General features: G+C 70.3%; 27 protein-coding genes. 9 read left to right on the plus strand and 18 right to left on the minus strand.

The window, feature by feature from the left end; genetic code table 11:
- Positions 1-8 precede the first annotated feature (8 nt).
- The 3 genes from PUR53_RS23395 to PUR53_RS23405 all read right to left on the minus strand — a co-directional run bounded on the left by PUR53_RS23395 (position 9) and on the right by PUR53_RS23405 (position 2,957).
- The gene (locus tag PUR53_RS23395; protein ID WP_329900034.1) at positions 9-1,109 is read right to left on the minus strand and encodes an aminoglycoside phosphotransferase family protein; all 1,101 of its coding nucleotides are present in this window, start codon (positions 1,107-1,109) and stop codon (positions 9-11) included.
- A gap of 217 nt (positions 1,110-1,326) precedes the next feature.
- On the minus strand, positions 1,327-2,055 hold the full coding sequence (locus PUR53_RS23400; protein WP_329900035.1) for an HAD family hydrolase: 729 nt from the start codon (positions 2,053-2,055) through the stop codon (positions 1,327-1,329).
- A 38-nt stretch (positions 2,056-2,093) separates the two neighbouring features.
- Entirely contained in the window at positions 2,094-2,957 is an 864-nt protein-coding gene (locus PUR53_RS23405) for a GntR family transcriptional regulator (RefSeq protein ID WP_329900036.1), read from the minus strand.
- A gap of 194 nt (positions 2,958-3,151) precedes the next feature.
- On the opposite strand from PUR53_RS23405, the gene PUR53_RS23410 reads away from it, so the two are divergent.
- Positions 3,152-3,343, plus strand: coding sequence for a hypothetical protein (locus tag PUR53_RS23410; protein ID WP_033526007.1), 192 nt, complete (start codon positions 3,152-3,154; stop codon positions 3,341-3,343).
- 54 nt (positions 3,344-3,397) lie between these two features.
- Here PUR53_RS23410 and PUR53_RS23415 read toward each other — a convergent pair whose 3' ends face one another.
- From PUR53_RS23415 to PUR53_RS23425, 3 genes are all read right to left on the minus strand, one after another.
- Entirely contained in the window at positions 3,398-4,240 is an 843-nt protein-coding gene (locus tag PUR53_RS23415; RefSeq protein WP_329900037.1) for a winged helix-turn-helix domain-containing protein, read from the minus strand.
- Positions 4,241-4,663: 423 nt separating this feature from the next.
- Complete coding sequence (locus tag PUR53_RS23420; protein WP_329909549.1) at positions 4,664-5,929, minus strand: GNAT family N-acetyltransferase; 1,266 nt, start codon at positions 5,927-5,929, stop codon at positions 4,664-4,666.
- A 185-nt stretch (positions 5,930-6,114) separates the two neighbouring features.
- On the minus strand, positions 6,115-6,762 hold the full coding sequence (locus PUR53_RS23425; RefSeq protein ID WP_329900039.1) for an RsiG family protein: 648 nt from the start codon (positions 6,760-6,762) through the stop codon (positions 6,115-6,117).
- Between the two features lie 216 nt (positions 6,763-6,978).
- On the opposite strand from PUR53_RS23425, the gene dtd reads away from it, so the two are divergent.
- Entirely contained in the window at positions 6,979-7,404 is a 426-nt protein-coding gene (gene dtd / locus PUR53_RS23430; RefSeq protein ID WP_329900107.1) for a D-aminoacyl-tRNA deacylase, read from the plus strand.
- Between the two features lie 48 nt (positions 7,405-7,452).
- On the opposite strand, the gene ygfZ is transcribed toward dtd, so the two are convergent.
- From ygfZ to PUR53_RS23445, 3 genes are read right to left on the minus strand one after another with little or no spacing between them, the layout of a single operon-like run.
- Positions 7,453-8,418 carry a CAF17-like 4Fe-4S cluster assembly/insertion protein YgfZ gene (ygfZ, locus tag PUR53_RS23435; protein WP_329900040.1) on the minus strand — a complete coding sequence of 322 codons (966 nt, stop codon included), beginning with the start codon at positions 8,416-8,418 and terminating at the stop codon, positions 7,453-7,455.
- Between the two features lie 10 nt (positions 8,419-8,428).
- The gene (locus PUR53_RS23440) at positions 8,429-8,875 is read right to left on the minus strand and encodes a Fur family transcriptional regulator (RefSeq protein ID WP_329900041.1); all 447 of its coding nucleotides are present in this window, start codon (positions 8,873-8,875) and stop codon (positions 8,429-8,431) included.
- 16 nt (positions 8,876-8,891) lie between these two features.
- On the minus strand, positions 8,892-9,467 hold the full coding sequence (locus PUR53_RS23445) for an FABP family protein (protein WP_329900042.1): 576 nt from the start codon (positions 9,465-9,467) through the stop codon (positions 8,892-8,894).
- 319 nt (positions 9,468-9,786) lie between these two features.
- Here PUR53_RS23445 and PUR53_RS23450 point away from each other — a divergent pair, with 319 nt between their 5' ends.
- A complete protein-coding gene (locus PUR53_RS23450; RefSeq protein WP_329900043.1) occupies positions 9,787-10,149 on the plus strand; it encodes a DsrE family protein in 363 nt (120 codons plus the stop codon).
- 61 nt (positions 10,150-10,210) lie between these two features.
- Here the strand turns inward: PUR53_RS23450 and PUR53_RS23455 are convergent, their stop codons facing one another.
- The 8 genes from PUR53_RS23455 to PUR53_RS23490 all read right to left on the minus strand — a co-directional run bounded on the left by PUR53_RS23455 (position 10,211) and on the right by PUR53_RS23490 (position 15,884).
- Positions 10,211-10,471 (minus strand): DUF3099 domain-containing protein, encoded by a 261-nt coding sequence (locus tag PUR53_RS23455; RefSeq protein ID WP_329900044.1) that lies wholly within the window; start codon positions 10,469-10,471, stop codon positions 10,211-10,213.
- A gap of 102 nt (positions 10,472-10,573) precedes the next feature.
- On the minus strand, positions 10,574-10,861 hold the full coding sequence (locus tag PUR53_RS23460) for a DUF1416 domain-containing protein (protein WP_019755963.1): 288 nt from the start codon (positions 10,859-10,861) through the stop codon (positions 10,574-10,576).
- Between the two features lie 77 nt (positions 10,862-10,938).
- Positions 10,939-11,778, minus strand: coding sequence for a sulfurtransferase (locus tag PUR53_RS23465; protein WP_329900045.1), 840 nt, complete (start codon positions 11,776-11,778; stop codon positions 10,939-10,941).
- A 454-nt stretch (positions 11,779-12,232) separates the two neighbouring features.
- The gene (locus PUR53_RS23470) at positions 12,233-12,967 is read right to left on the minus strand and encodes an LmeA family phospholipid-binding protein (protein ID WP_329900046.1); all 735 of its coding nucleotides are present in this window, start codon (positions 12,965-12,967) and stop codon (positions 12,233-12,235) included.
- A 311-nt stretch (positions 12,968-13,278) separates the two neighbouring features.
- The gene (locus PUR53_RS23475) at positions 13,279-14,487 is read right to left on the minus strand and encodes a hypothetical protein (RefSeq protein ID WP_329909550.1); all 1,209 of its coding nucleotides are present in this window, start codon (positions 14,485-14,487) and stop codon (positions 13,279-13,281) included.
- Positions 14,488-14,497: 10 nt separating this feature from the next.
- Complete coding sequence (locus PUR53_RS23480; protein ID WP_329900048.1) at positions 14,498-14,752, minus strand: MoaD/ThiS family protein; 255 nt, start codon at positions 14,750-14,752, stop codon at positions 14,498-14,500.
- Between the two features lie 32 nt (positions 14,753-14,784).
- Positions 14,785-15,459 (minus strand): alpha/beta hydrolase, encoded by a 675-nt coding sequence (locus tag PUR53_RS23485; RefSeq protein WP_329900108.1) that lies wholly within the window; start codon positions 15,457-15,459, stop codon positions 14,785-14,787.
- A complete protein-coding gene (locus tag PUR53_RS23490) occupies positions 15,456-15,884 on the minus strand; it encodes a hypothetical protein (RefSeq protein ID WP_329900112.1) in 429 nt (142 codons plus the stop codon). The genes PUR53_RS23485 and PUR53_RS23490 overlap by 4 nt, the downstream gene beginning before the upstream one ends.
- Before the next feature lie 367 nt (positions 15,885-16,251).
- Here PUR53_RS23490 and PUR53_RS23495 point away from each other — a divergent pair, with 367 nt between their 5' ends.
- Both PUR53_RS23495 and PUR53_RS23500 read left to right on the plus strand, forming a co-directional pair.
- Positions 16,252-17,031 carry a winged helix-turn-helix transcriptional regulator gene (locus tag PUR53_RS23495; RefSeq protein WP_329900049.1) on the plus strand — a complete coding sequence of 260 codons (780 nt, stop codon included), beginning with the start codon at positions 16,252-16,254 and terminating at the stop codon, positions 17,029-17,031.
- 94 nt (positions 17,032-17,125) lie between these two features.
- On the plus strand, positions 17,126-18,148 hold the full coding sequence (locus PUR53_RS23500) for a LacI family DNA-binding transcriptional regulator (RefSeq protein WP_329900050.1): 1,023 nt from the start codon (positions 17,126-17,128) through the stop codon (positions 18,146-18,148).
- Positions 18,149-18,328: 180 nt separating this feature from the next.
- Here PUR53_RS23500 and PUR53_RS23505 read toward each other — a convergent pair whose 3' ends face one another.
- Positions 18,329-20,104: a trypsin-like serine protease gene (locus tag PUR53_RS23505; protein WP_329909551.1), complete on the minus strand. Its 1,776-nt coding sequence runs from the start codon at positions 20,102-20,104 to the stop codon at positions 18,329-18,331.
- Between the two features lie 329 nt (positions 20,105-20,433).
- Between PUR53_RS23505 and PUR53_RS23510 the strand changes: the two genes are divergently transcribed.
- The 4 genes from PUR53_RS23510 to PUR53_RS23525 all read left to right on the plus strand — a co-directional run bounded on the left by PUR53_RS23510 (position 20,434) and on the right by PUR53_RS23525 (position 24,218).
- Complete coding sequence (locus PUR53_RS23510) at positions 20,434-21,570, plus strand: S1C family serine protease (RefSeq protein WP_329909552.1); 1,137 nt, start codon at positions 20,434-20,436, stop codon at positions 21,568-21,570.
- 87 nt (positions 21,571-21,657) lie between these two features.
- Positions 21,658-21,840, plus strand: a complete 183-nt coding sequence (locus tag PUR53_RS23515) for a hypothetical protein (RefSeq protein ID WP_045555929.1) — start codon at positions 21,658-21,660, stop codon at positions 21,838-21,840.
- Between the two features lie 180 nt (positions 21,841-22,020).
- Positions 22,021-22,761: a response regulator transcription factor gene (locus PUR53_RS23520; protein ID WP_329900053.1), complete on the plus strand. Its 741-nt coding sequence runs from the start codon at positions 22,021-22,023 to the stop codon at positions 22,759-22,761.
- Between the two features lie 50 nt (positions 22,762-22,811).
- Positions 22,812-24,218, plus strand: a complete 1,407-nt coding sequence (locus PUR53_RS23525; protein WP_443078249.1) for a sensor histidine kinase — start codon at positions 22,812-22,814, stop codon at positions 24,216-24,218.
- The last annotated feature ends 22 nt before the right edge of the window (positions 24,219-24,240 follow it).

Below are 24,240 nucleotides of genomic sequence, written 5' to 3' on the forward strand. Positions count from 1 at the left end.
CGTCGAGCCTAGGCATCACCGGCGCCGTCCCGGAGCCACCGGGTCAGCGCGGCCTCGATCGCGGACACGCCCGGGACCTCCTCGACGCCCAGGGGGTACGCGCCCTTGCTCAGTACGTCCCAGAGCGCCCAGCTCGCGCGGCGGAGCCGGGCCCGGTGTTCCGCGCGGTCCGCCGTGGGCGCGAGGCACAGCGCCTGCGAGGTGCGGATGACGTCGGTGAACACCGACTGCGCCTTCTTGTAGTCGAGGAGTTTCGGCAGGTCCTCCCGCCAGCCTCGGGAGCTTCCCGGGCGGACGTCCTCCACGAGCGTGCACCAGCGTTCCGTCATCCGACGTTCCTGGTCCAGCGGGTAGCGCATCAGGTAGAGGTGGGTGGCGAGGTCGTAGAGCGGATCGCCGAACATCGCGAGTTCCCAGTCGATGGCCCACAGGCGACGGTCGCGGTCGACGATGAGGTTCTCGCGGTGGAGATCGGCGTGCAGGAGGCAGAAGGGCCGCTCGCGCAGGCCTGACACGTGCTTCCTCAGCTGCTTGAAGGAGTCGGAGTCCAGCTTCAGCTCCGCGAACAGGTCCCCGTACTCCGGCAGGTTGTCCCTGTACACCCGGTCCTCGGTGAAGCAGATCAGCCGGTCCAGGAAGCCCGCGCTGTCGCCCTCCCGCGCGCGGTCCCGCCCCTCGCACCTGCGCTTCACGAGGAGGGCTTCGGGTCGGACCTCGACCAGCCGGCGAAAGAGGGCGAGGATCTGCTCGAACTCCTTGCCGGGGACCGTCGTGTCGGACGGATGAAGCGCCCCGAGCGTCTCTCCCTCGATGAACCGCTGCAGGACCGTTCCCTCGACCTCGATGAGGTCGGGAATGTTGTCGATACGCCCCTGGAGCTCGGTGAGCAGACGCTCCTCCGAGTCGAAGCAGCGCCGGTCGAACCACAGCAGGCTCTCGCGCGGCTCACGGCACTTCCAGCGTCCGCCCCCGCCGACGCCGGCCTCGCGGGGCAAGCGGAAGACATACGTCTCGTGGTGGTAGCCGCTGAGCGGTCCCTCCACCTCACCCGGGTCGGCGCTCATATCACCGGCGCGGCGCCGCCCCGTGGAATCCGATTCAGCTGGCATTGCCCGTTCTCTCGCCGTGGTCGCACCCGTGGTGAAATCCAGGAAGTGGAGGCACCGTACTCCTCCGTGGGCGAGCATCGTGCCAGAAGCGCGGCTTTCGCAGGTGGCGTCCACCGGTTGAACGCTCACGCGTCCGCCCCCGTACTGACACGCATCGCGCGACGCCCGAGCCGCTCCGGTCGCGGCGGCCGGCGCGGAAGAAGTGGAATGTGAGGGTTCAGGCCTGATCGGGCAGGTGCGTGCGGAGGACGTCCAGGACCGGTTTCAGGGAGTTCACCGTGTGGGAGAGAGGGACGCCCACTTCCAGGAGCGCCTTGAGCTTGGGTTCGTTACGCGCGTAGCCCAGGAACGGGACGCCGGCCTCACGGGCGGCCTCGAAATCGGTGGGGGCGTCGCCGAGCATCAGGGAGCGTGACGGTTCGGCGCCCATCGCGTTGAGGGCCTGGCGCAGGGTGTGGGGGTGCGGCTTCATACGGTCGAGGTCGCGCGTACGGCCGTAGATGTAGGGGAAGCAGTCGGTGAGACCGCGGGTCTCGATGTAACGGACGGCCGCGAGCGCGGAGTTGTTGGTCGTGATCGCGAATCTGGCCCGCCGCGACCAGGTCCGGATGAGCGGGTCGGCCCAGGTGGTGGGGTAGGCCTTGGGGGCCGCCGTCAGCTCCTGCTGGGTGAGCCACTTCTCCACGTCGATGATCAGGTCGCTGCGCGGATGGCGTCGGCCCAGACCCAGCAGGACCACCTGCGGGTCGGCCGTACCGCGCTCCTGCTCCGTCAGCAGACCGCCCAGCCCACGCCTGTCGATCAACGCCACCAGATCCCGGGCCACTTGGTGCGCGGGATGCCCGGAGAACAGTTGACAGATCGGCCCGTCCAGGTCCCAGAGCACGAAGCGGACGGGTGTGATCAGTTCTCGAAGTTCTCGAAGGGGCTCTGTCTCTGCCGTCACCGGTTCAGTCTGCGCTGTATCAGCCGTGTCAGGAGTCACTAGGAGAGTGTCAGGTCCGTCGTGATGGTTTCCCAGAGGGCGTTGAACCATTGCTGGGACTGATCGACGAAGGCGGCGTCGCGGGAGCCGGTCTCCTTCTCGAAGGAGAAGAGGAGGGACTGGGTGCCGAACGCGTCGTACATCTCCAGGGGTCCGTCCGCCATCTGCTCCTCGCGCTTCATGAGCATGTAGTAGGCGATCAGGGCCTCACGGCCGTTGAGGAGGTAGAGCTTGACGGGCGGCGTGAAGGGCAGGGCCCGGAAGGTCACCCGGACGTCGAGCTCGTGCGAGGTGCGCAGGGCCAGGAGGTTGTGGCGCAGGACGCGGATCTGGGCGTTGCGCTGGTCGAGCCAGCGCTTGTGGACGGGGTCCTCCTCGTCGTCCTCGCCGCGCCCCTCCACCGGCACCGGGAACGCCAGGTTGATCTTCCGGGAGGGCAGGAGGATACGGACGTCGATGGACTCCGGGCGGATCGTTCCCTCATGGATACGGCGGACCGGTTCACCGAGGGCCAGCATCAGGGTCTCGGCGGTGAGGCAGGCCGCGTCGACGCGCACGTGCGGCACGGAGAACGCCTCGGCCAGGCGGGGGCCGAGGCCCACCATCGTCGGCTGCGGCTCGTGGCTCGTCGCGTGCCCGACCTCGGCGACCCGGGGCGGGCTGCCCTTGCTCACGTTGCTCAGCAGCCCGTCGTCCTGGAGGGCGCGCAGGGCCTGGCGGACCGTACCCCGCTCCACGCCGAACTCCTCCGCCAGTTCGGCCTGGGTGGGCAGGCGCTCGCCGGGCCGGAGGTCGCCGCCGCGGATGCGCTCCCGCAGGGTGGCGGCGATCTCCTGGGACGAGAGCTTTCTGCTGTCGTTCACTGCAACGTTCTCCTGGGTCACGACCAAACGCTACAACTCTCACCCATCTTTGGGGAGTTCACGGGAAGGTGGTTATGAACATAGACCAAGTGGGAACCATTTAAAAGAAGTTGGTTGCCAACTTTGTCGAGTTGGTGGACGTTCCCCCTTCTTCATGGCTCCGCCCGCCCCAGCCCCTCGGAGGAGGTACCACCATGCCCGCTGCCATCGCCCTCGTCTCCGCCCTCGCCGTCGTCGCCCTCCAGCGCTTCGTGGAATGGCGTTACGGCACCATGGGAATCGTCGGCCTGTTGTTCCTCACGGTCGGGCTGAAGGCGAACAACCACACGTGCAGCTCGATCGGCGCGGTCATCCTCGCGCTGATGTTCGCCGGGCCGGCGATGTGAGACGACCTGCCCCGAGGCCGACGCCGGCGGCCGTCAGCCGGTGATCGGCGGCCCTCAGCTCGTGAGCAGCAGGTCCGAGCTGATGGTCTCCCAGAGCGCGTCGAACCAGAGGCGGGACTGCTCGACGAAGGTCGTGTCCCGAGGCGCCGCGACCGCGCTCCGCTCGAACGCGAACAGCGTGGACTGCGTGCCCTCGGCGTCGTACATCTCCAGCTGCTCACTGTCCACCTCGGCCTCCTTCCGCTGCACCGTGTAGTACGCGAACAGCGCCTCCTGACCGTTGAGGAGGTACAGCTTCACGGGCGGGGTGAACGGCAGGGCGCGGAAGGACACATGGACGTCCACGCCGTGCGTGGACCGTAACGCCAGCAGGTTGTGCTTGAGCACCTGCCCCTGAGCGTTGCGCTGGGCGAGCCAGCGGCGCTGGAGCCGGCCGTCGACCGACGCGTCGACCGGGGCCGGGAAGGCGAGCGGGATGTCCCGGCTGGGCAGCATCACCCGGACGTCGACCCTGGCCGGTTTTATGCGCCCCGCGTGAATCTCGCGCAACGACTCACCCACGGCGAGCGTGAGGGACACGGAGGTCAGACAGAGGGCGTCGATCTTCACGTGCGGGGCCGCGAAGGCGGCGGATATGCGAGGGGCGAGCTCCACCATCGTCGGCCGTGGGGCGGCTCCCGGACCGCCGACGGCCGCCGCGCCCAGACGTGGGGCGACAGTCGCCGGACTGCCCTTGGAAACGTTGGTGAGCAGGTCCTCCGACTGCAGGATGCGCAAGGCCTGCCGTACGGCCCCGCGTTCGACGCCGAACTCGTCGGCGAGCTTCGCCTGCGTGGGCATGCGCTGTCCCGGTCGCAGCTCGCCGGACCTGATCCGGCCGCGCAACACGTCGGCCACCTCGTGGTGTGACCTCTGGGGCCGCTGTGACGACTTCCGCCCATCGACGGCCGTGCGTTCCCGCTCCACGCACAAACACTACAACTTCTCGCCATCTTTGGGCAGTTCGTGGGAAGGTGGTTATGAGACGACTCCAAGCGGAGATAAGTAAGGTGAAGTTGGTCGCCAACTTTCGCAACATGGTCAAACTTTCGGATGGTTGGTGACTCTGGCAACTGCCGCCGACCGTCCCACAGACCGACCGATCGACCTCCCTTCCGGAGGGGAGCCGGGAGTTCGACCGGTCCGCACCGTCACAACTGAATGGTTCAGCCACAACTGAATGCGCAGCCACAACCACAACTGAACAGCTCAGCACCGAACAACTGAACAGCTACGGATGACCGCACACACCAGGAAAGGTCCCCAGAGGTCCCAGAGGCCTCAGAAGATGTCCGGGCACCACGGGCGCCTGGACGTCCGCAGCAGGGCGTCGGCCACGGAGGCGGCGCCCTTCCGCTGTTCCCGCACCCGGCCGAGCGCCGCGAGCCGTACGGCGGACTCGTCGCCCAGCCACAGCGTCGCCAGGTCCGCGACCTCCAGGACGAGGTCGCCGTCCTCGCTCGTCGGCACACAACTCGCCCCGTCCGGGCCCGCGTCCAGCCGGTACCGCCCGTCGGCGAAGCCGTCCCCGTCCACCACCTCCAGCACCAGCGTCCCGGTCCCCGCGTACGTACGCGCCTCCAGCGCCCGTACGACGTCCAGGATCCGCACCCACAGCCAGTCCGCGTGGGTGGTGAGGCTCACGGCGCGCGGGTCGGGGAAGAAGTGCGGCAGGAGGTCGTCGGGGGCCCGCCAGCCGCACTTGACCTTGGTGATCCAGTCGATCGAGCAGAGGTAGTGCCACAGGGCGCGCTCGGCGGCCGGGGTCGTCGCGATCAGCCAGTTGACGTCGGCCGTGTTCTGCGGCTGCTTCATCCGCCAGGTGTCGTCCGCCTCGTACGAGGCCATGCCCTCGACCTCGCCGGCCGCCGAGCGGTACACCGCGTAGAACGGTTCGGTCCAGGTGCCGTGGACCCGCAGATCACCGGTGTTGATCCGCCACCAGCGCTCGTCGCGGCTCACCGCGCCGGGCAGCGCTGCGCGCAGGCGGTCGTGGAGCGCGGGGCCGAGGGCGCGTACGGTCGCGCCGTCGACGAGGTCGACCCGGCCGCCGTCCGCCGGGCCGGACCAGCGGGGGTCCAGGCCGCTGCGGGGGACGTCGACGGTCCACTCGGTGGTCCAGGTGGCGGGGCCGAAGCCGTAGCGGCCGTAGATGGGGTACTCGGCGGCGATCAGGGTGGCGACGACGTCGCCGCGGTCCTTCGCGGCGGTCAGGTCCTGGGCCATCATCCGCGTGAGCAGGCCCCGGCGTCGGTGGGTGGGGCTGACCGTGACGTTCGAGATGGCGTCGGCGGGGACGGTGCGGCCGCCGACGGCGGTGAGCTCCTGGGGGAACGAGCGGAAGGTCGCCACGGGTTGGCGGGCGGGGGTGGTGGGGTCGAACGCGGCGAGCGTTCGGGACGGGTCTATGTGGGAGGAGCGGTCCTTGAGCTCCTGGGGGGTCAGGGTTTCCGGGGCTCGGAGGAAGCCGATGTTCAGAGCGTTCAGCCAGGCCGGGATCTCGTCCTCGGTGATGGGGCGTACGGCTGTGTCGTGGGAGGGGCTCATGGGGTCACGCTAGGGGGGTGTCGGCGGCGTGTCTCCGAGTTTTCCTCGCCCCCGCCGCCCCTACCCGTCCCAGCCTCAAAGGGCTGCGCCCCTTCGACCCCCAGGCGTCCGTCCGGTGGGAACTGCGCGAGAAGCCCCCACCGGACCCGCACCCGACAACGCGCAGGTACCGACAACCCACCCGCTTACGTCAGCAGGTCGTCCACCTGGGCCTCGCCCTCCCGGTAGCGGCGGGCGATCTCGGCGCTGCAGTCGTCCGCGGTGCGCTGAAGGTGCTGGCGGCGGCCGGAGATCTGCTGCTCGTGGTGGACGAGGCGGGCGAGGCCCGCGGTGAGTTCCTCGTCGGTGCGGGCCCCGAGGTCGGAGAGTTCGACCTCGTCCAGCATCTCGGCGGCCAGCCGGCGGTACTCCTCTCCGTACGGCGTGCCCACCGTGACATGGCGGGCCGAGGAACGGTGCCGGGCCGGGGCGTCCGTGAGGATCGCCGACAGCCGGTCCACGAGCGCCGAGGGCTCACCCGAGCCCGATGACGGTGCCGCTGGATCCGCCGCACCGCCCCGGCAGGCCAGTTCGGCGCGCAGGATGTCGATACGGCCCTGGAGCAGCCGCCGCAGATAACTGAGGTCGGCCTCGTCCCGCTGGGCGTCCCGGCGCAGCGTGCGCAGTTCGGGCAGCCGCAGTTGGGCCAGCTCGTGCTCGGCCGGATCCGGCGGCGGCAGTGGTCCGCTGTCCGTGCGCTGGACCGGTGGCCGACGGACACCGGGGCCGGGCCCCGGCGTCGTACGGGTAGACGTCGCAGTCCCCGGGGGCTGCCCAGTACTCGATGTGCTCATGCGCCTCAACCGTCCCCTCGACCGGTGTGTGTGAGCATCGTGCCACTCTCCGTGGCCGCTTTGTGACCGAGTCCACGCGATCCACCCCAGATGGTCGGTAATGGATCAATGAGAAAGACCGGGCAAAGCGCTCTTCAAACCCCCGTGATCACAAACCCCCCGGAAGAGGGACCCCCTGACGTACGGCCGATGGACGGCGGCGGCATCATGGTCGGCATGCGTGCGGTGGTGCAGAGGGTCGACGGCGCGAGCGTCGTCGTGGACGGCGAGACGGTCGGGTCGATCGAGGGCGAGGGGCTGTGCGTCCTCGTGGGGGTGACGCACGACGACACCAAGGAGAAGGCGGCGCAGCTGGCACGGAAACTGTGGTCCGTGCGGATGCTGCACGACGAGAAGTCGTGCAGCGACGTGGACGCGCCGCTGCTGGTCATCAGCCAGTTCACGCTGTACGGGGACGCGCGCAAGGGCCGGCGCCCTACCTGGAACGCGGCGGCACCCGGGGACGTCGCCGAGCCGTTGGTGGACGAGGTCGTCGCCCAGCTGCGTTCGCTGGGGGCGACGGTGGCCACGGGACGGTTCGGCGCGTCCATGCGGGTGTCCCTGACGAACGACGGCCCGTTCACGGTGCTGCTGGAGATGTAGGGCGCCCTGGAGGCGCGGGCCCACACCTCCAGGGCCCGCTCGCGCCCCCTACGGCTCGACCACGACCTCCTGCGCCGCCGCCGTCGTGTCCGCCAGCAGCCGCGCGTCGACCGGGATGTTGCGCTTGACCAGGGCCAGGGCGACCGGCCCCAGCTCGTGGTGGCGTACGGAGGTGGTGATGAACCCGAGCTTGCGGCCCTCCGCGCCCTCGTCCGCCAGCCGGATCTCCGCGCCGCGCGGCGGGAGGTGGACCTCGCTGCCGTCCAGGTGGAGGAAGACGAGGCGGCGCGGGGGCTTGCCCAGGTTCTGGACCCGGGCGACGGTCTCCTGGCCCCGGTAGCAGCCCTTCTGGAGGTGCACGGCCGTGCCGATCCAGCCCAGCTCGTGCGGGATGGTGCGGTGGTCGGTCTCGAAGCCGAGGCGGGGCCGGTGGTGCTCGACCCGCAGCGCCTCGTAGGCGAGCAGACCGGCGGCGGGGCCCGTCTTCTCCGCGTACGACTCCAGGTCCGCGCGCGGGAGGAACAGATCACGGCCGTACGGCGTCTCGCGGACGACCGTGCCCTCCGGGACCTCGGCGATCGAACCGGCCGGGAGGTGGACGACCGCGAAGTCGCCCGTCCGGTCGGCCACTTCGACGCGGTAGAAGAACTTCATCGACTCCAGGTACGCCAGCAGCGCCTCCTGGGTGCCGGGCTCGACGTGCGCCCAGACGGTCGCGCCGTCGTCGACCAGGTAGAGCGCGTGCTCGATGTGACCGTTGGCGGAGAGGATCAGCGCCTCGGTGGCCTCGCCGGTGGGCAGCTCGCTGACGTGCTGGGTGAGCAGCAGATGCAGCCAGCTGAGCCGGTCCTCCCCGGAGACGGTGATCACGCCCCGGTGGGAGAGGTCGACGAATCCGGTGCCGTCGGCGAGGGCGCGCTGTTCACGGAACAGGTCGCCGTAGTGGGCGGCGACGCCTTCGTCCACGCCCTCGGCGGGGACGGCGCCGGGCAGGGACAGCAGAGGGCTTTTCATATGCCTAAGCCTACGACTTGGTACTTGAAGCCTTGAGGGTGCAGTTCTCACACCGGCCGAAGATCGCGAAGTGCTTCATGTCGGTGTCGAACCCGAAGGTCTCGCGCAGCTTCGCCGTGAAGTCCTGCGCCACGGAGACATCGGCCTCGATGACGTTCTCGCAGTCCCGGCAGACCAGATGGATGTGGTGGTGCCGGTCGGCCAGGTGGTACGTCGGTGCCCCGTGCCCCAGATGGGCGTGGCTGACCAGCCCCAGCTCCTCCAGGAGCTCCAGGGTCCGGTAGACCGTGGAGATGTTGACCCCCGACGCCGTCTTCCGCACTTCCACGAGGATGGCGTCGGGGGTCGCGTGCTCCAGGGCGTCCACGGCTTCGAGCACGAGCTGCCGCTGCGGCGTCAGCCGGTAGCCGCGCTGCCGTAGGTCGCTCTTCCAGTCAGTGCCTTGGGTGCTCACCACACCACGAGTCTAGTAACTACTTGAAGAACGCGATGCCGTCGTCCGGCATGTCGTCGGGCAGGGCCTTGGCCCAGCGTTCGACGTCCTCGGGGGTGACGACCTTCTTCAGGTGCGCGGACATGTAGGGGCGCAGCTCGACGTCCGGGGTGGCCTTCTCGCCGACCCACATCAGGTCGCTGTGCACATAGCCGTAGAGCCGCTTGCCGCCGCTGTAGGGGCCGGAGGCCGCCGTGCGGGCGACCGCGTCCGTGACCAGGTCGATCTGCGGCTTCTGCTTGGCCAGCTCGCCGTACCAGACCTCGACGACGCCGTCGTCGCGGGTCATGACGATCTCGACCTTGCGGTCGGCGTCGACGCGCCAGAACCCGGACTCGGTCTCCAGCGGACGGACCTTGTTGCCGTCCTTGTCCAGCACCCAGGTGTGGGAGCGGTACTCCAGGAAGTCCCGGCCGTCGTGGCTGAAGGTGACCTCCTGGCCGAAGTTGCACTTCTCGGAGCCGGGGAAGTCATGGACGCCCGCGCCGGCCCAGTCGCCGAGCAGGAAGGCGAGGGGGACGAGGTCCTTGTGCAGGTCGGACGGGATCTCGATCATGAGTGGCGGTTCCTGGGAGTCCTGGAGGTCCTGGGCGTCGGTCGGGCGCGGGTCAGCGCTGGCCCTGGTACAGCTTCTTCACGGCCAGGCCGGTGAAGGCGAGAACGCCGACGGCGACCAGGACCAGCAGGGTCTCGAAGAAGATGATCACGAGGTGCTCCTCGATTGAGCGGGAGACGTGCGGTACGCACACAGGGCCGGGCCCCAGCTTACGCGGCCGGGGTCCGGCCCCGTCCGCGAGGTAGGCCTCCGGGGTCCGGACGGCGCGACCGCCGCGCTGGGACCGGGGGACCGCCCGCCGGGGCACTACGCTGCGGCCATGGCGAAGAAGCTCGTGATCAAGGTGACGGCGGGGGCCGATGCCCCTGAGCGGTGCTCGCAGGCGTTCACGGTGGCGGCGGTGGCCGTCGCCAGCGGCGTCGAGGTGTCCCTGTGGCTGACCGGCGAGTCCGCGTGGTTCGCGCTGCCCGGCCGCGCCGCCGAGTTCGAGCTGCCGCACGCCGCCCCGCTGCCCGATCTGATCGACTCGCTGCTCGCGGGCGGCCGGATCACCCTGTGCACCCAGTGCGCGGCCCGCCGGGACATCACCGAGAAGGACGTCATCGAGGGCGTACGGATCGCGGGCGCCCAGGTGTTCGTGCAGGAGGCCCTGGCGGACGACACCCAGGCGCTCGTGTACTGAGAGCTCGCTCGTCCGCCGAGAGCTACCGAAAGCCACCAAGAGCTACCGAGAGCTCCGGGAGCTACCGACGGGGTCTCTTGCCGTCCAGCTCGTCCCACCACTCGTCGGACTTCGGGTCGCCGGAGGGGTCGTCCCACCAGCGGTCGTCGGGGCCGCGCCGGTTGGCGACGACGGCGGCGAGCGGCGGGATGACCATCGCGACCACGCACATGCCGACCGCGACCGGGACCGACCAGAGGCGTACGACGCTCCAGGCCATGACGAAGAGGGCCAGGCACGTGCCCATCATGGCGAAGTACTGGTGGCGCCGGCGGGCGTACATACCTCCAGCGTAGGTCCGCGCACGGCTGAGGGCCGCACTCCGGGGAGTGCGGCCCTCAGGCCCTCAGCAGTTCGACGGTTCGACCGACTCGGCGAGCCCGTCTCAGACGGCGATCGCGACCTCCGCGAGGCCGCCCTTCTCGGCGACGACCGTCCGGTCGGCGGTGCCGCCGGGGACGAGCGCGCGGACGGTCCAGGTGCCCTCGGCCGCGTAGAAGCGGAACTGGCCCGTCGCGGAGGTGGGGACCTCCGCCGTGAACTCGCCGGTCGAGTCCAGCAGACGGACGTAGCCCGTCACCGGCTCGCCGTCGCGGGTCACCTGACCCTGGATCGTGGTCTCACCGGGCTTGATCGTCGAGGCGTCGGGGCCGCCGGCCTTCGCTCCACACATGTCTTTCTCCATAAGGGGTCTGACCGGAGGAAGGCCGGTCGGGACGAACGGGGGTGTGCGGGTACCGCTGGGGGTGCTTACTTGTTGGCGCCGAGCTCGATCGGGACGCCGACGAGGCTGCCGTACTCGGTCCAGGAGCCGTCGTAGTTCTTGACGTTCTCCACACCGAGCAGCTCGTGCAGGACGAACCAGGTCAGCGCGGAGCGCTCACCGATGCGGCAGTAGGCGATGGTGTCCTTCGCCAGGTCCACCTGCTCCTCGGCGTAGAGCTCCTTGAGCTCGTCGTCCGACTTGAAGGTGCCGTCGTCGTTGGCGTTCTTCGACCACGGGATGTTGCGGGCACTGGGCACGTGGCCCGGACGCTGCGACTGCTCCTGCGGCAGGTGGGCCGGGGCGAGCAGCTTGCCGGAGAACTCGTCGGGCGAGCGCACGTCGACCAGGTTCTGCGAGCCGATCGCGGCGACGACGTCGTCACGGAAGGCGCGGATCGCGGTGTTCTGCGGCTTGGCCTTGTACTCGGTCGTGGGGCGCACCGGCACCTCGTCGACCAGCTCGCGGGCGTCCAGCTCCCACTTCTTGCGGCCGCCGTCGAGCAGCTTGACGTTCTCGTGGCCGTACAGCTTGAAGTACCAGTAGGCGTAGGACGCGAACCAGTTGTTGTTGCCGCCGTAGAGGATCACCAGGGTGTCGTTGGCGATGCCCTTCGCGGACAGGAGCTTCTCGAAGCCCTCCTGGTCGACGAAGTCACGGCGGACCGGGTCCTGGAGGTCCTGCGTCCAGTCGATCCGGATCGCGTTCTTGATGTGGTTCTTCTCGTACGCGGTCGTGTCCTCGTCGACCTCGACGATGGCGATGTTCGGGTCGTCGAGGTTGGCCTCGACCCAGTCGGCGTCGACCAGGACGTCGCTGCGGCTCATGCTCTTACTCCTCCGGGGCAGTTACGGGGGGCGGGTTGCGGGTGCCTCCGGCGGTTCGGCCGGGGGCGCGCAGGGATGGGCCCTGGCTCGAACAGGGCAGGCATCGGGGGACGCGCGGCGGCGGTCTTCCGCCGTTCGCTCGCTCAGAAAGCGCGACAGAGCATGGCGGCGACGCGGCACAGGTCTACTGCCCGCCGCTTCGTGAGATCCGCCTGTCGCTTCATGGTTGTCGATCGTAGGGACGGACAGGCGGGCGTGTCACCGGCATGTCGTATTCTGAGACGCGATCGTCCGGAATGTGGGATGCATACGGGATGCAGTGGCCGTGGAGGCTGGGGTGACGGGGCGGACGGCCCCCCGTAGCCATCGTCACATCTACGGTGCGGACGGCGTCGTCTCGCCTTTCGGACACGGCGGAGGGGTACGGCCCTGGGGAGAGCCGACCGCCGTCGTCCTACCCCGCCAGCCTGACGTTCGAACCCTTGACCGTGATCTCCACACCGGTCGGCGCCGCCTCGACCTTGTCGAGCTTGATGCCGCCGGGGAGGTCGTCGATGGCCTGCTGGAAGTCCGTGATCGAACGGACGACGTTCTCGGCGAGGTCGGCGCCGCCCAGGCTGGGCAGGGAGTCGGCCTCCACCTCGACCTTGTCGCCCTTGACGCTGACGGTGCTGAGGACGGAGACGGTCTGCGGTTCGAGGGCCGGCGGGTCGATCTCGACGTTGACCTTGATCTTGCCCTTGCCGCCGTCGGAGAGACCGACGACGCGGGCGGTGAAGCCGAGGCCCATATCGGTGGGCTCCGACTTGGCGGCCTTCAGGAGTTCGTCGTACGAGATGGTCGCGGTGCCGGTGGCGCTGGTGGCCGTCGCGGAGCTGTAGTCGCTGGAGAAGGCGACGCCGCGCATGTTCGCCTTCAGGTCGGCGATGCGGATGCTCTCGTCGGGCTTGCCGGTGCTCGCCTCGAAGTTCTCGATGCCGACCTCGACGTCGTCCAGTTCACCGCCCGCGACCTGGGTGAGGAAGGGGAAGCCCTTGATGGACACGTCCGGGGTGCTCGTCAGGCCCTCGCTCGCCTTCAGCTGCTGGGCCGCCTCGTCCTCGGCGAATCCGACGGCCACGCGGTCCGCGACCACGAAGAGGCCGCCCAGGATCACGGCGACGATGACAAGTATTCGCAGTGCGCGCATCTCTCGGTGTTCCCCACGTAGTCCACTCGGCGGCCGAACGGTATCTACGCGAGGGTAATCGCGCGGGGGCGGGGCCGGGGAGACTGGGCCCGCCTTGTTGATCAGCTGTGACAGGGGGTGCGTTGGCGGGTGCGGCGCCGGTGGGGCTTCTCGCGCAGTTCCCCGCGCCCCTGAAAAGCAGGGGCTGCGCCCCGTGCTTTTCAGGCCCGCAGGGCCGTGGTCTTTCAGGCCCGCAGGGGCCTGATGCTTTTAGGGGCGCGGGGAACTGCGCGAGAAGCCCCCACGCACCCGCACCCGACGACGCGCTCTCGTCAGACCAACGCGCGGCCCAGCAGATACACCGCCGGGGCCGCCGCCGTCAGCGGCAGCGCCACCCCCGCGGTGAAGTGGACGAAGCGTGAGGGGTAGTCGTAGCTGGCGACACGGTGCCCGATGAGCGCGCAGAGACCCGCGCCCGCCCCGAGCAGCGCACCCGCACCGGACGTACCCAGATCGGTCGCCCCGCCGACGGCGATCCCCGCGCCGGTGGCCGCCAGCAGCGCGACGACCACCGAGGCCGGGGTGGGCAGCGGCAGCGCACGGGCGAGGACGGCCACCGCGACCGCGACACCGCCGACCGCGACCGCGTCCGCCACGGCCGCCAGATAGCCGGTCGCGATGATCGCCAGCGCCGACGAGGCCACCGTCGCCATCAGTCCGTACATCCGCTCGTCCGGGTCCGCGTGGCTGCGCAGCCCCAGCACGATGCCGAGCAGCACCCACACGCCGAGCGTCCCGAGGATCGCGGCGGGCGCGTTCTCCTGGCCGGCCGCGAACAGGGCGGCGTCCGCCGCGAGGGCGCCCGCGAAGGCCAGCACGATGCCCTGCCGGGCCGGCCACATGCCGTTCAGCCGGAACCAGCCCGCCGCCGTCACGGCCTGGAGGACCACCAGGGGTACGGCGAGGGCGTACTCCCCGAGCGCGGCGGCGCCGGCCAGCAGCAGGCCCAGTACGGCCGTGATCAGCGCCGGCTGCATCCCGGGCTCGATGATCGGCGACCGGCCCTCGGCCCGCGCCCGCTGGGCGTCGGTGACGCGGCTGTTGCCGGTGAGCGTGGGCGGACCGTAGCCGGCCGCGGAATCGGCGGCGGCGGCGTCCGGAGCGGCCTGGGGCTGAGCGTGGAACTGAGCGTGGGGCTGGGCCTGCGGCTGTGCCTGGAACTGGTGCTGCGGCTGGTGCGGATGCTGCGGCTGGTGCGCATGAGGGGGCTGGTGCTGGGCCTGAGGGGCGTACTGGTCGGCGTCCGTCTGCTGGGGCAGGTACGCCGTCTCCGTCAGGTTGGCGGCGGGCGAGGTCCGGGGCTGGAGCTGGGTCTCCCAGGTCTGGCCCTCCCACTGCTGGGTGTACTGCTGGGCGTGGGCGGCCTGGCTCTCGTCGTAACCCTGCCAGTGCGGCTGCGGCTGCTGGTGCTGGTACGCGTCGTAGCCCTGGTGGTCCTGCTGCCCCTGGTGGCCCTCGTACCCGTACGGCTGGTTGCTCATGATGTGGGGGTCACCCTCCTGCGAACGGCGGGAGCACCTCGACCGTGCCGCCCTCGGCCAGACGTACCGTCTCATGCGCACGGGTACCCACGGGGTTTCCGTCGACGAGGAACGAGCAGCGCTGCAGGACGCGGACGAGTTCGCCGGGGTGTCGGTCGCGGGCCGCGGTCAGGGCGTCCGCGAGGGTGGCCGCGTCGTAGGGCTCCTCGGCGACGCCGGCTGCGGACTTGGCTGCGGCCCAGTAGCGGACGGTGCCCTTTGGCATCTGCGTTCCTCTTGTATGAGTCGTGAACGGGGTCAGGCTACGCCCCTGACCGCGACCCCTTTCACCACCCACTCCCCGATCCTCTCCAGCAATTCCCCACTCGCCGCGTTCTCCGCGTGGCCCATGCCTCGCTCCAGCCAGAGGTCCCCGTGGTCGCCCGCCGCCGCGGCCAGCATCTCCGGGTGGTCGAGGGGGAAATAGCCGTCCCGGTCGCCGTGGACCACCAGCAGGGGGGTCGGGGCGATGAGGGGCACGGATTCCACCGGGGAGAGGGGGACGGGGTTCCAGTCGCGGTGGTGGATACGGGTGCGGAAGCCGTAGCGGCCGAGGAGGCGGCCCTCGGGGCGGGTGATGAGCCAGTGGACGCGGCGCATGGGGGCCGTGCCCCGGTAGTACCAGCGGGCGGGGGCGCTGACCGAGACGACGGCGTCGGTGCCCGCGTCCCGTTGGGCCGCGTGGCGCAGGACGACCGAGCCGCCCATGGAGAAGCCGACGGTGGCGACGCGCGCGTGGCCGAGTTCACGGGCCCAGCGGACCGCCGCCGCGAGGTCGAGCACCTCGCGGTCACCGACCGTGGACCGGCCACCGGATCGCCCGTGGCCCCGGAAGGAGAAGCTGACGACGGCCCCGTACCGGCTGAGCGCCCCCACCACCCTCCGAACATGCGGACGATCAACATCCCCCGTAAACCCGTGCGCGACGACTATGGCGAGGTGGTCGGCTGGGTGGGCCGTCGGGGGATCCGTCTGGCGGTCGGCCGGATGGCCCGTCTGGCGGTCCGCCGATAGGTCCGCCCGGCGGCCGGCCGGATGATCGGCGGGACGATCGGCCGGGTGGTCGGCGCGACGATCCGCAGAGCGGTCGGCCGGGTGGTCAGCCGGTAGGTCCACCGGAGGGTCGGCGGAGCGGGCGGCCCGGCGGTCAGCCGGTAGGCCTGCCGGTAGGTCCGCCGGACGGTCGGCGGATTGGGCGGCCCGGTGGTCAGCCGGTAGGTCTGCCGGACGATCGGCAGAGCGGTCGACCGGGTGGTCGGCCCGGCGATCGGCCGCATGGGCAGCCGGACGGTCGGCGGATTGGGCGGCCGGACGGTCGGCGGAGTGGGCGCCCGGATGGTCGGCGAAGGGGGCGGCATGGTGGCCGGAGGGTGACGTTCCGGTGTCCGCCGAGCCTTTGTATACAACGGCTTTCGGATCGTATACGACCTCGATATTCACCCCGTCGTCAGTCCGTAGAAACCCGCGCAAAGGGGTTCGCGGCGGCCCCGAAAGGGTGCGATGGGCCGTCTCAGAGTTCGGAATGTCGAAAGATCGCGTCACATGACCTGCCGGACCTGCACTCATGTGGGCTATTCTGCTGGACAGAGGACTCGGGCAATGTAGCCCCCGGGTCCTTTCGTGCTTTAGGGAAGCTTGTATACGAGCGGAAAAACGCCAGGTGACCGCAGCTGTACAAGCCCCCGCCACACGCGTCCTCGCAGGGACCGAGGAGGAACCAGACGTATGAGTTCTCTGCTGCTCCTGACCAACGCCCTCCAGCCGTCGACGGAGGTACTCCCGGCCCTCGGCCTGCTGCTGCACAACGTGCGCGTGGCTCCGGCGGAAGGCCCCGCTCTCGTCGACACCCCCGGTGCGGACGTCATCCTCATCGACGGGCGCCGTGACCTCCCGCAGGTCCGCAGCCTGTGTCAGCTGCTGCGCTCCACCGGGCCCGGCTGCCCCCTCATCCTCGTCGTGACCGAGGGTGGTCTCGCCGCCGTCACCGCGGACTGGGGCATCGACGACGTACTCCTCGACACGGCCGGCCCCGCGGAGGTCGAGGCGCGCCTGCGGCTGGCCATGGGCCGGCAGCAGATCGTCAACGACGACTCCCCCATGGAGATCCGCAACGGCGATCTCTCGGTGGACGAGGCGACCTACAGCGCCAAGCTCAAGGGGCGCGTCCTCGACCTCACCTTCAAGGAGTTCGAGCTCCTCAAGTACCTCGCCCAGCACCCGGGCCGCGTCTTCACCCGCGCCCAGCTGCTCCAGGAGGTCTGGGGCTACGACTACTTCGGCGGTACGCGGACGGTCGACGTGCACGTACGGCGGCTGCGCGCCAAGCTCGGCCCCGAGCACGAGTCGCTGATCGGGACCGTCCGGAACGTCGGTTATCGATTCGTTACGCCCGAGAAGGCGGAGCGCGCCGGCGACGACGTGAAGACCAAGACCGCCCCCTCAAAGGCGGCGGATGCGGACGAGACGGCGCCCCTGGACGCCGTGGAGATCGCGGCCGAGGCGTAGTGACCAAGGACCCGGGCGGCGTACGCACAGGTAACTCACAGGTGCGCCGTCGTACGCCCTGCCCAGGGCCGGTCCATCCGCGTAGACTCCGCGCGTGGCCAAGGTGACTCGGGATGACGTGGCAAGACTGGCGGGTACGTCGACCGCCGTCGTCAGCTACGTCATCAACAACGGACCCCGGCCGGTCGCACCGGCCACGCGCGAGCGTGTCCTCGCCGCGATCAAGGAGCTGGGGTACCGCCCGGACCGCGTCGCCCAGGCGATGGCGTCCCGGCGCACCGATCTCATAGGCATGATCGTGCCGGACGCGCGCCAGCCCTTCTTCGGCGAGATGACCCACGCCGTGGAGCAGGCCGCCGCCGAGCGCGGAAAGATGGTGCTCGTCGGCAACACCGACTATGTCGCCGAGCGCGAAGTCCACTATCTGCGGGCGTTCCTCGGGATGCGCGTCTCCGGGCTGATCCTCGTCAGCCACGCCCTCAACGACAACGCGGCCGCCGAGATAGACGCGTGGGACGCGCGGGTCGTGCTGCTGCACGAGCGGCCCGAGGCGATCGACGACGTGGCCGTGGTGACCGACGACATCGGCGGCGCGAAGCTCGCCGTCGACCATCTGCTCTCGCACGGCTACGCGTACGTCGCCTGTATGGGCGGCGTCGCCGAGACCCCGCTCATCGGCGACCCCGTCTCGGACCACGTCGAGGGCTGGCGGCGCGCGATGGACGAGGCCGGGATCTCCACGGAGGGACGGCTGTTCCAAGCGCCCTACAACCGGTACGACGCGTACCAGGTGGCGCTGAAGCTGCTGTCGGGACCCGACCGACCGCCGGCGATCTTCTGCTCCACCGACGACCAGGCGATCGGGGTGCTGCGGGCCGCGCGCGAGCTGCGGATCGAGGTCCCGACCGAGCTGGCCGTCGCCGGCTTCGACGACGTCAAGGAGGCCGCCCTCACGGACCCGCCGCTGACGACGATCGCGACGGACCGTACGGGGATGGCCCGGGCGGCGGTGGACCTGGTCCTCGACGACGGCATCCGGGTCGCCGGCTCACGCGGGGAACGCGTGAAGCTGTTCCCGTCGACACTGGTGACTCGACGGTCCTGCGGCTGCGCGTAGCTCCGCCGGGGCGCGGGGCGCCGTAGGGGCTTGGGGTGCGTCGTCGGCCGCGCGTACGTCGTGGCTTGTCGCGCAGTTCCCCGCGCCCCTGAAAAGCACGTGGTCGTCCCTCACTCCCAGCGCAAGGCGAGGCCCGCGCCCCCAAAGGTCGGCGCGGGCCTCGGCTTACGACAGGTGCCGTTAGAACAACGCGTTGTACTGGTTGAAGCCCGTGCCCAGGCTGACGCGGCTGCCGAACAGGGACGTCGAGGCCTTGTTGGTGCCGGGGTACAGCCAGAGGGTGCCGCCCGAGTCGCGGGCGAGGACGTCCGCGACTCCGTCGCCGGTGACGTCGCCGTTGGTCACGTACGCCGTGAACTTCCAGCCGGTGCGGGCCTTGATCTGGGGGGACCAGGGGGTCGAGGCCTTGCCGGTGCCCCGGTAGAGGGAGAGCGTGCCGTCGGAGAAGCGGACCAGGAGGTCGGCCTTGCCGTCGCCGGACAGGTCTCCGCGGCCGAGGAGCTTGGCGCCCTTCCAGGCCTTGCTGACCACCCGGATCTTGGCGTTGAACTGGCCGTTGCCCTTGCCGGGGTAGAGGTAGACCGAGCCGCCGGCGTCGAGGGCGACGAGGTCGGGGAGCGCGTCGCCGGTCAGGTCACCGGGGATCGCGTACGACTTGTAGCCGCCCCAGACCGAGCTGATCTGCGCCCAGGTCCACTCCCAGGTGGAGTGGTTCATGTAGCTGCGGTACAGCTTGCCGTCGTTCTTGTCCCGGATGATCAGGTCCTGGTAGAAGTCCCGGTCCAGGTCGGCCTGCATGCCCCAGCTCGCGTTCTGCCAGCCGTTGCCCTGGTAGGCGCGCGTGGTGAGCGACGTGCCCTTGCTGTTCTGCTGGAACAGGCCCCCGGAGGGGGTGCGGGCGAGAAGGTCGGCGCGGCCGTCGTACGTCAGGTCGGTGTCGTTGATCCGGGGCTGGGCGGCCCAGGCGTACGAGGAGACCTTGGTGAAGACCGGGTAGGCGCCCTTGGCGGTGCAGCCGGAGACGCCCCACGAGACGATGCCGACGACCTTGCCGCCGACGACCAGGGGGCCGCCGGAGTCACCGTTGCAGGTGCTCGTGGTGCCCGCGTCGCCGCCGGAGGCCGGGGTGCCCGCGCAGACCATGGAGCCCTCGGCGAAGTAGTCCGTGCCGAGCACCGACTTCATGGCGCTGTCGCAGGTCGCGTCCTTGACCAGCGGCAGCGTCGCCTTCTTCAGCTTCGCGGAGAGCTGGGCGTCCTCGCCGCCGGAGGTGAGGCCCCAGCCGTACACCGTGCCGTTCGTGCCGGCGGCGTAGAGCGCGCTGTCGTCGGACGCGGCCAGGCGCAGTGTCTTCTGCTCCAGTGGGCGGTCCAGGGTGAGGACGGCGACATCGTTCCTGATGGTGTCCTCGTCGTAACTGGGGTGCTGCCAGGCGCGCAGGACGCCCGCGACCGTGCCCGTCGTGTCGTCGTACAGGTCGGTCGTACCGGCGAGGACCGCCCCGTTGGCCGTCCAGTCGAGACCGTCGACGCAGTGGGCGGCTGTGAGGACCTTGTTGGGGGCGACCAGGGTGCCGCCGCAGAAGGAGCCCTCGTCGGTGGTCGCGTCGTAGTACGCGAGCTGGACCATCCAGGGAGCGGCGGAGATCGTCGTCTCGCTGCCGCCGATGATGAACGGGGACTGGGAGGAAGGCGAGGAGGGTGCCGAGGGCGTCGAGGAGGCGTCGCCGACTGTCCCGGGCTCGTCCGAGGACGGTGCCGCCTGGTCCTCCGCCGCCTTGATGACGCGTTGGCGGAGTTCCTTGGCGGAGGTGGTGGGTGCGGCGGGCTGGTCGAGGGTGACCGTGGGGTGCGCCGGCTCGTCGGCCGCCGTCGCGGGCTGTGCCGCGAGGACGCCGGCGCCGCTCAGCGCGAGCGCGAGCGTGGCGGCGGGCAGTGCCTTGAAGGCACGTATCACTCAGGGCTCCTGGGGTGCGTGGGTGTCGTGGGCGCCCGAGCAGGGCGTACGACGCCGACCGCCCCGTCACCGGTTGTCCCGGCCTCGGGTCGTATCGCGGAGCCCCCCTCCGGCTGGGTGATCGTAGGCCCCGGTGGCCCCACCGGACACGGCATCCACCGGGGTCAGACAAGTATTCGGATGCCGCGTTCCGTGGCATCACCGCCCGGCCACCCTCTGTTTCCCGTGCGGGCACGACAGCCCGCCTTTATATGGGGCGAACGAGGTTCTGGTGGGGTTCTCAGGGAGCACTCAGGAAGGTCTCATGGTCGGGCGGCAGGCTCTGAGTCATGACCGAGAGCTTCCGCCGCAGCGGCGAGTACGAGAACCCCTACCAGGGGCAGCAGCAGCACTCCGGGTACGCCGAGGGCGAGACCCAGCAGCAGCCCGCGTACCTCCAGCAGCAGCAGGCCTCCACTCCGGTGAACCCGGAGTGGCCGCCCCCGCCGGCGTACGACCCGGCGACGGCGGCCTCGGCGCAGGCCGCTCCCACCGCGCTCCTCACCGAGCCGGTCTCCTCCGCCGGTACCCCGGAGTCCGGGTCGGCGCCCGCCCCGAGAAGGCGTACCCGGGGGCCGATCGCGCTGCTCGCGGCCGTGGCGTTCGTCGCGGCGGCGATCGGCGGCGGTACGGCGTACGGCATCCAGGAGCTGACCGGCACGAACAACGTGACCTCCAGTTCCACCAGCACCAGCGTGGTGCCGACCAGCCAGAAGGGCACGGTCTCCGGGGTCGCCACGGCGGTCAGCCCGAGCATCGTGGAGATCAACGCCACCTCGAACGCGGGTGAGTCCACCGGTTCCGGTGTGATCATCACCAGCACCGGTGAGATCATCACCAACAATCACGTGATCTCCGGCGCCTCCCAGATCAAGGTGACGACCAGCGACGGCAAGTCCTACACGGCCGAGGTCGTCGGCACGGACAGCAAGAAGGATCTCGCCCTCATCAAGCTCCGGGACGCCTCCGGGCTGAAGGCCGCCACGCTCGGCGACTCCGCCGGCGTCAAGGTCGGCGACCAGGTCGTGGCGATCGGCTCCCCCGAGGGGCTGACCGGCACCGTGACCAGCGGCATCGTCTCCGCGCTCGACCGTGATGTCACGGTCTCCACGGACGAGAGCCAGGGGCAGCAGGGCGGTGGCGGCGGGCAGTGGCCGTTCGAGTTCGGCGGCCGGCAGTTCAACGGCGACACGGGTTCGTCGACGACGACGTACAAGGCGCTCCAGACGGACGCCTCCCTCAACCCCGGCAACTCCGGCGGCGCCCTCATCGACATGAACGGCAACATCATCGGCATCAACTCCGCGATGTACTCCGCCGCGGACGCCACCTCCTCCAGCGCCGGCAGCGTCGGCCTCGGCTTCGCCATCCCGATCAACACGGTCAAGGCCGACCTGAGCACGCTGCGGGCGGGCGGGTCGGACTGAGGTCCGACGCTCCGACCAGGTCTTTCCCTTCCGACCAGGTCTTTTCCCCTCCGTCCCGTCAGTCCCGCTGAGTCCAAGGAGTTCGACATGATCACACAGGTCTCCCACACCGTCGCCACCGCCGTCGACCCGGCCGGGCTGGGCCTCGCCCTCGCGGTGGCGGCCGAACTTCACCCGGCGGTGACGCGGGCCCCCGAGGTGGCGGCCACCCATGCCCCGGCCCGTCGCAACACGGCCGCGCGCCCGCGCCGACGTACGGTTCGCGGCTGATCCGGTACGGCCTACTGCGCGGCCAGGGGACGTGCAAGGCTAGGGCGAAACCGCGCGCGCCCCATCAGGGGCGCGGGGAACTGCGCGAGAAGCCCCACCGGACCCGCACCAGGCAACGCACGAGAACCCCCACGGCGCCCCGGCCCCTGCACTCCACCGCTTCCGAGGAACGAAGACCACATGAGCTCCGCCGAAGGCGCCCGCGCCCCCGACCCCCAGCGCATCCTCATCGTCGACGACGAGCCGGCGGTGCGCGACGCACTCAAGCGCAGCCTCGCCTTCGAGGGCTACGACACCGAGGTGGCCGTGGACGGCGCCGACGCGCTGGAGAAGGCGACCGCGTACCGGCCGGACCTGGTGATCCTCGACGTGCAGATGCCGCGCATGGACGGGCTGACCGCCGCCCGCCGGATCCGTGGGGCCGGCGACACCACCCCGATCCTGATGCTCACCGCCCGCGACACCGTCGGCGACCGCGTCACCGGCCTCGACGCCGGCGCGGACGACTACCTGGTGAAGCCGTTCGAGCTGGACGAACTCTTCGCCCGCGTCCGCGCGTTGATGCGCCGCAGCTCTTACGCGGCGGCGGTCGCCGCGACCACCGAGGTGGACGAGGCGCTCACCTTCGCGGACCTGCGGATGGATCTGGCGACGCGCGAGGTCACGCGGGGCGGGCGCCCGGTGGAGCTGACGCGCACGGAGTTCACGCTCCTGGAGATGTTCATGGCGCACCCGCGCCAGGTGCTCACGCGCGAGCAGATCCTGAAGGCCGTCTGGGGCTTCGACTTCGAGCCGTCCTCCAACTCCCTCGACGTGTACGTCATGTACCTGCGCCGCAAGACCGAGGCGGGCGGCGAGCCGCGGCTCGTCCACACCGTGCGGGGCGTCGGGTACGTCCTGCGACAGGGCGGCGCGGAGTGAAGAGACTCCTGAGCCGCTACCGGTCCCTGCCGATCCGGGCCCGCCTGTCGATGCTGGTCGCGGCGGCGGTGGCCTTCGCGGTGGCGGCGGTGTCGGTGACGTGCTGGTTCATCGTGCAGGGGAAGCTGTACGAGGAGGTCAACAACGACCTGAGGGCCATGGTCAGCCGAGCGCTGCCCAAGGAGATGGTGGAGGACGAAGTCCTCACCCCCTGCCCCGAGGCGCCGTCGCAGTCGTTCTGGGGGCCGAAGAACAAGGGCTACTCCCAGGTGGTGAGGACGGACGGCACGACGTGTGTCTTCCCCAACTCCACGGGCGTGGTGAACGTCGCCGACAGCGACAAGGAGATGGCCGCGAACCCCAAGATCAAGTCCGGCACGATCCGCAACGGCACCGACAGCGAGGGCAACTCGGTGCGCGTACTGGCCACGGCGCTCGTCGTCGAGGAAGGCGGCAGCCAGTACGTGGTGCAGAACGCCGCCTACGTCGTGGCCGTCCCCCTTAAGGGCACCCAGTCCACGCTCAACGAGTTGGCGCTGCTGCTGCTCCTCGTCTCCGGCATCGGAGTCGTCGGCGCCGGCGCGGCCGGGCTCGCCGTGGCCCGTGCGGGCCTGCGCCCCGTCGACAAGCTGACGGAAGCGGTCGAGCACGTGGCGCGCACCGAGGACCTCAGCATCCGCATCCCCGTGGAGGAGGAGAGCGAGGACGAGGTCGCCCGTCTCTCCCGCTCCTTCAACTCGATGACGAGCGCGCTGGCGAGCTCCCGCGACCTGCAGCAACAGCTGATCGCGGACGCGGGCCACGAACTCCGTACGCCCCTGACCTCCCTCCGCACCAACATCGAACTCCTCACCCGCAGCGAGGAGACGGGCCGCCCGATCCCGGCGGAGGACCGCAAGGCCCTGCTCGCCTCGGTGAAGGCCCAGATGACCGAACTGGCCTCGCTGATAGGCGACTTGCAGGAACTGTCGCGTTCGGACGCGGGCCACCAGGGCGACCGGCACCTCCAGGTCGTCGACTTCCAGGAGACGGTAGAGGCGGCCCTTCGCCGGGCCCGCCTGCGCGGCCCCGAGCTGACGATCACGGCGGATCTGGACCCCTGGTACGTCCGCTCCGAGCCGTCCGCGCTGGAGCGCGCCATCGTCAACATCCTCGACAACGCGGTGAAGTTCAGCCCCGAGGGCGGCACGATCGAGGTCTCCCTCGACGCGGGTGTCCTCACGGTCCGCGACCACGGCCCCGGTATCCCGGCCGACGAACTCCCCCACGTCTTCGACCGCTTCTGGCGCTCCCCGTCGGCCCGCTCACTCCCGGGCTCGGGCCTGGGCCTGTCGATCGTGGCCCGCACGGTGCAGCAGGCGGGCGGCGAGGTCACCCTGTCCCGAGCGGACGGCGGCGGCACCCTGGCGACGGTGCGGTTGCCGGGGGCGGCGGTTCCGCCTCCGGAGAGTGCGTGAGCGGGGGCCGGGGCGGCGCCCT

It is taken from the genome of Streptomyces sp. SP18BB07 (assembly GCF_036322545.1).
Lineage (GTDB): Bacteria > Actinomycetota > Actinomycetes > Streptomycetales > Streptomycetaceae > Streptomyces > Streptomyces deccanensis.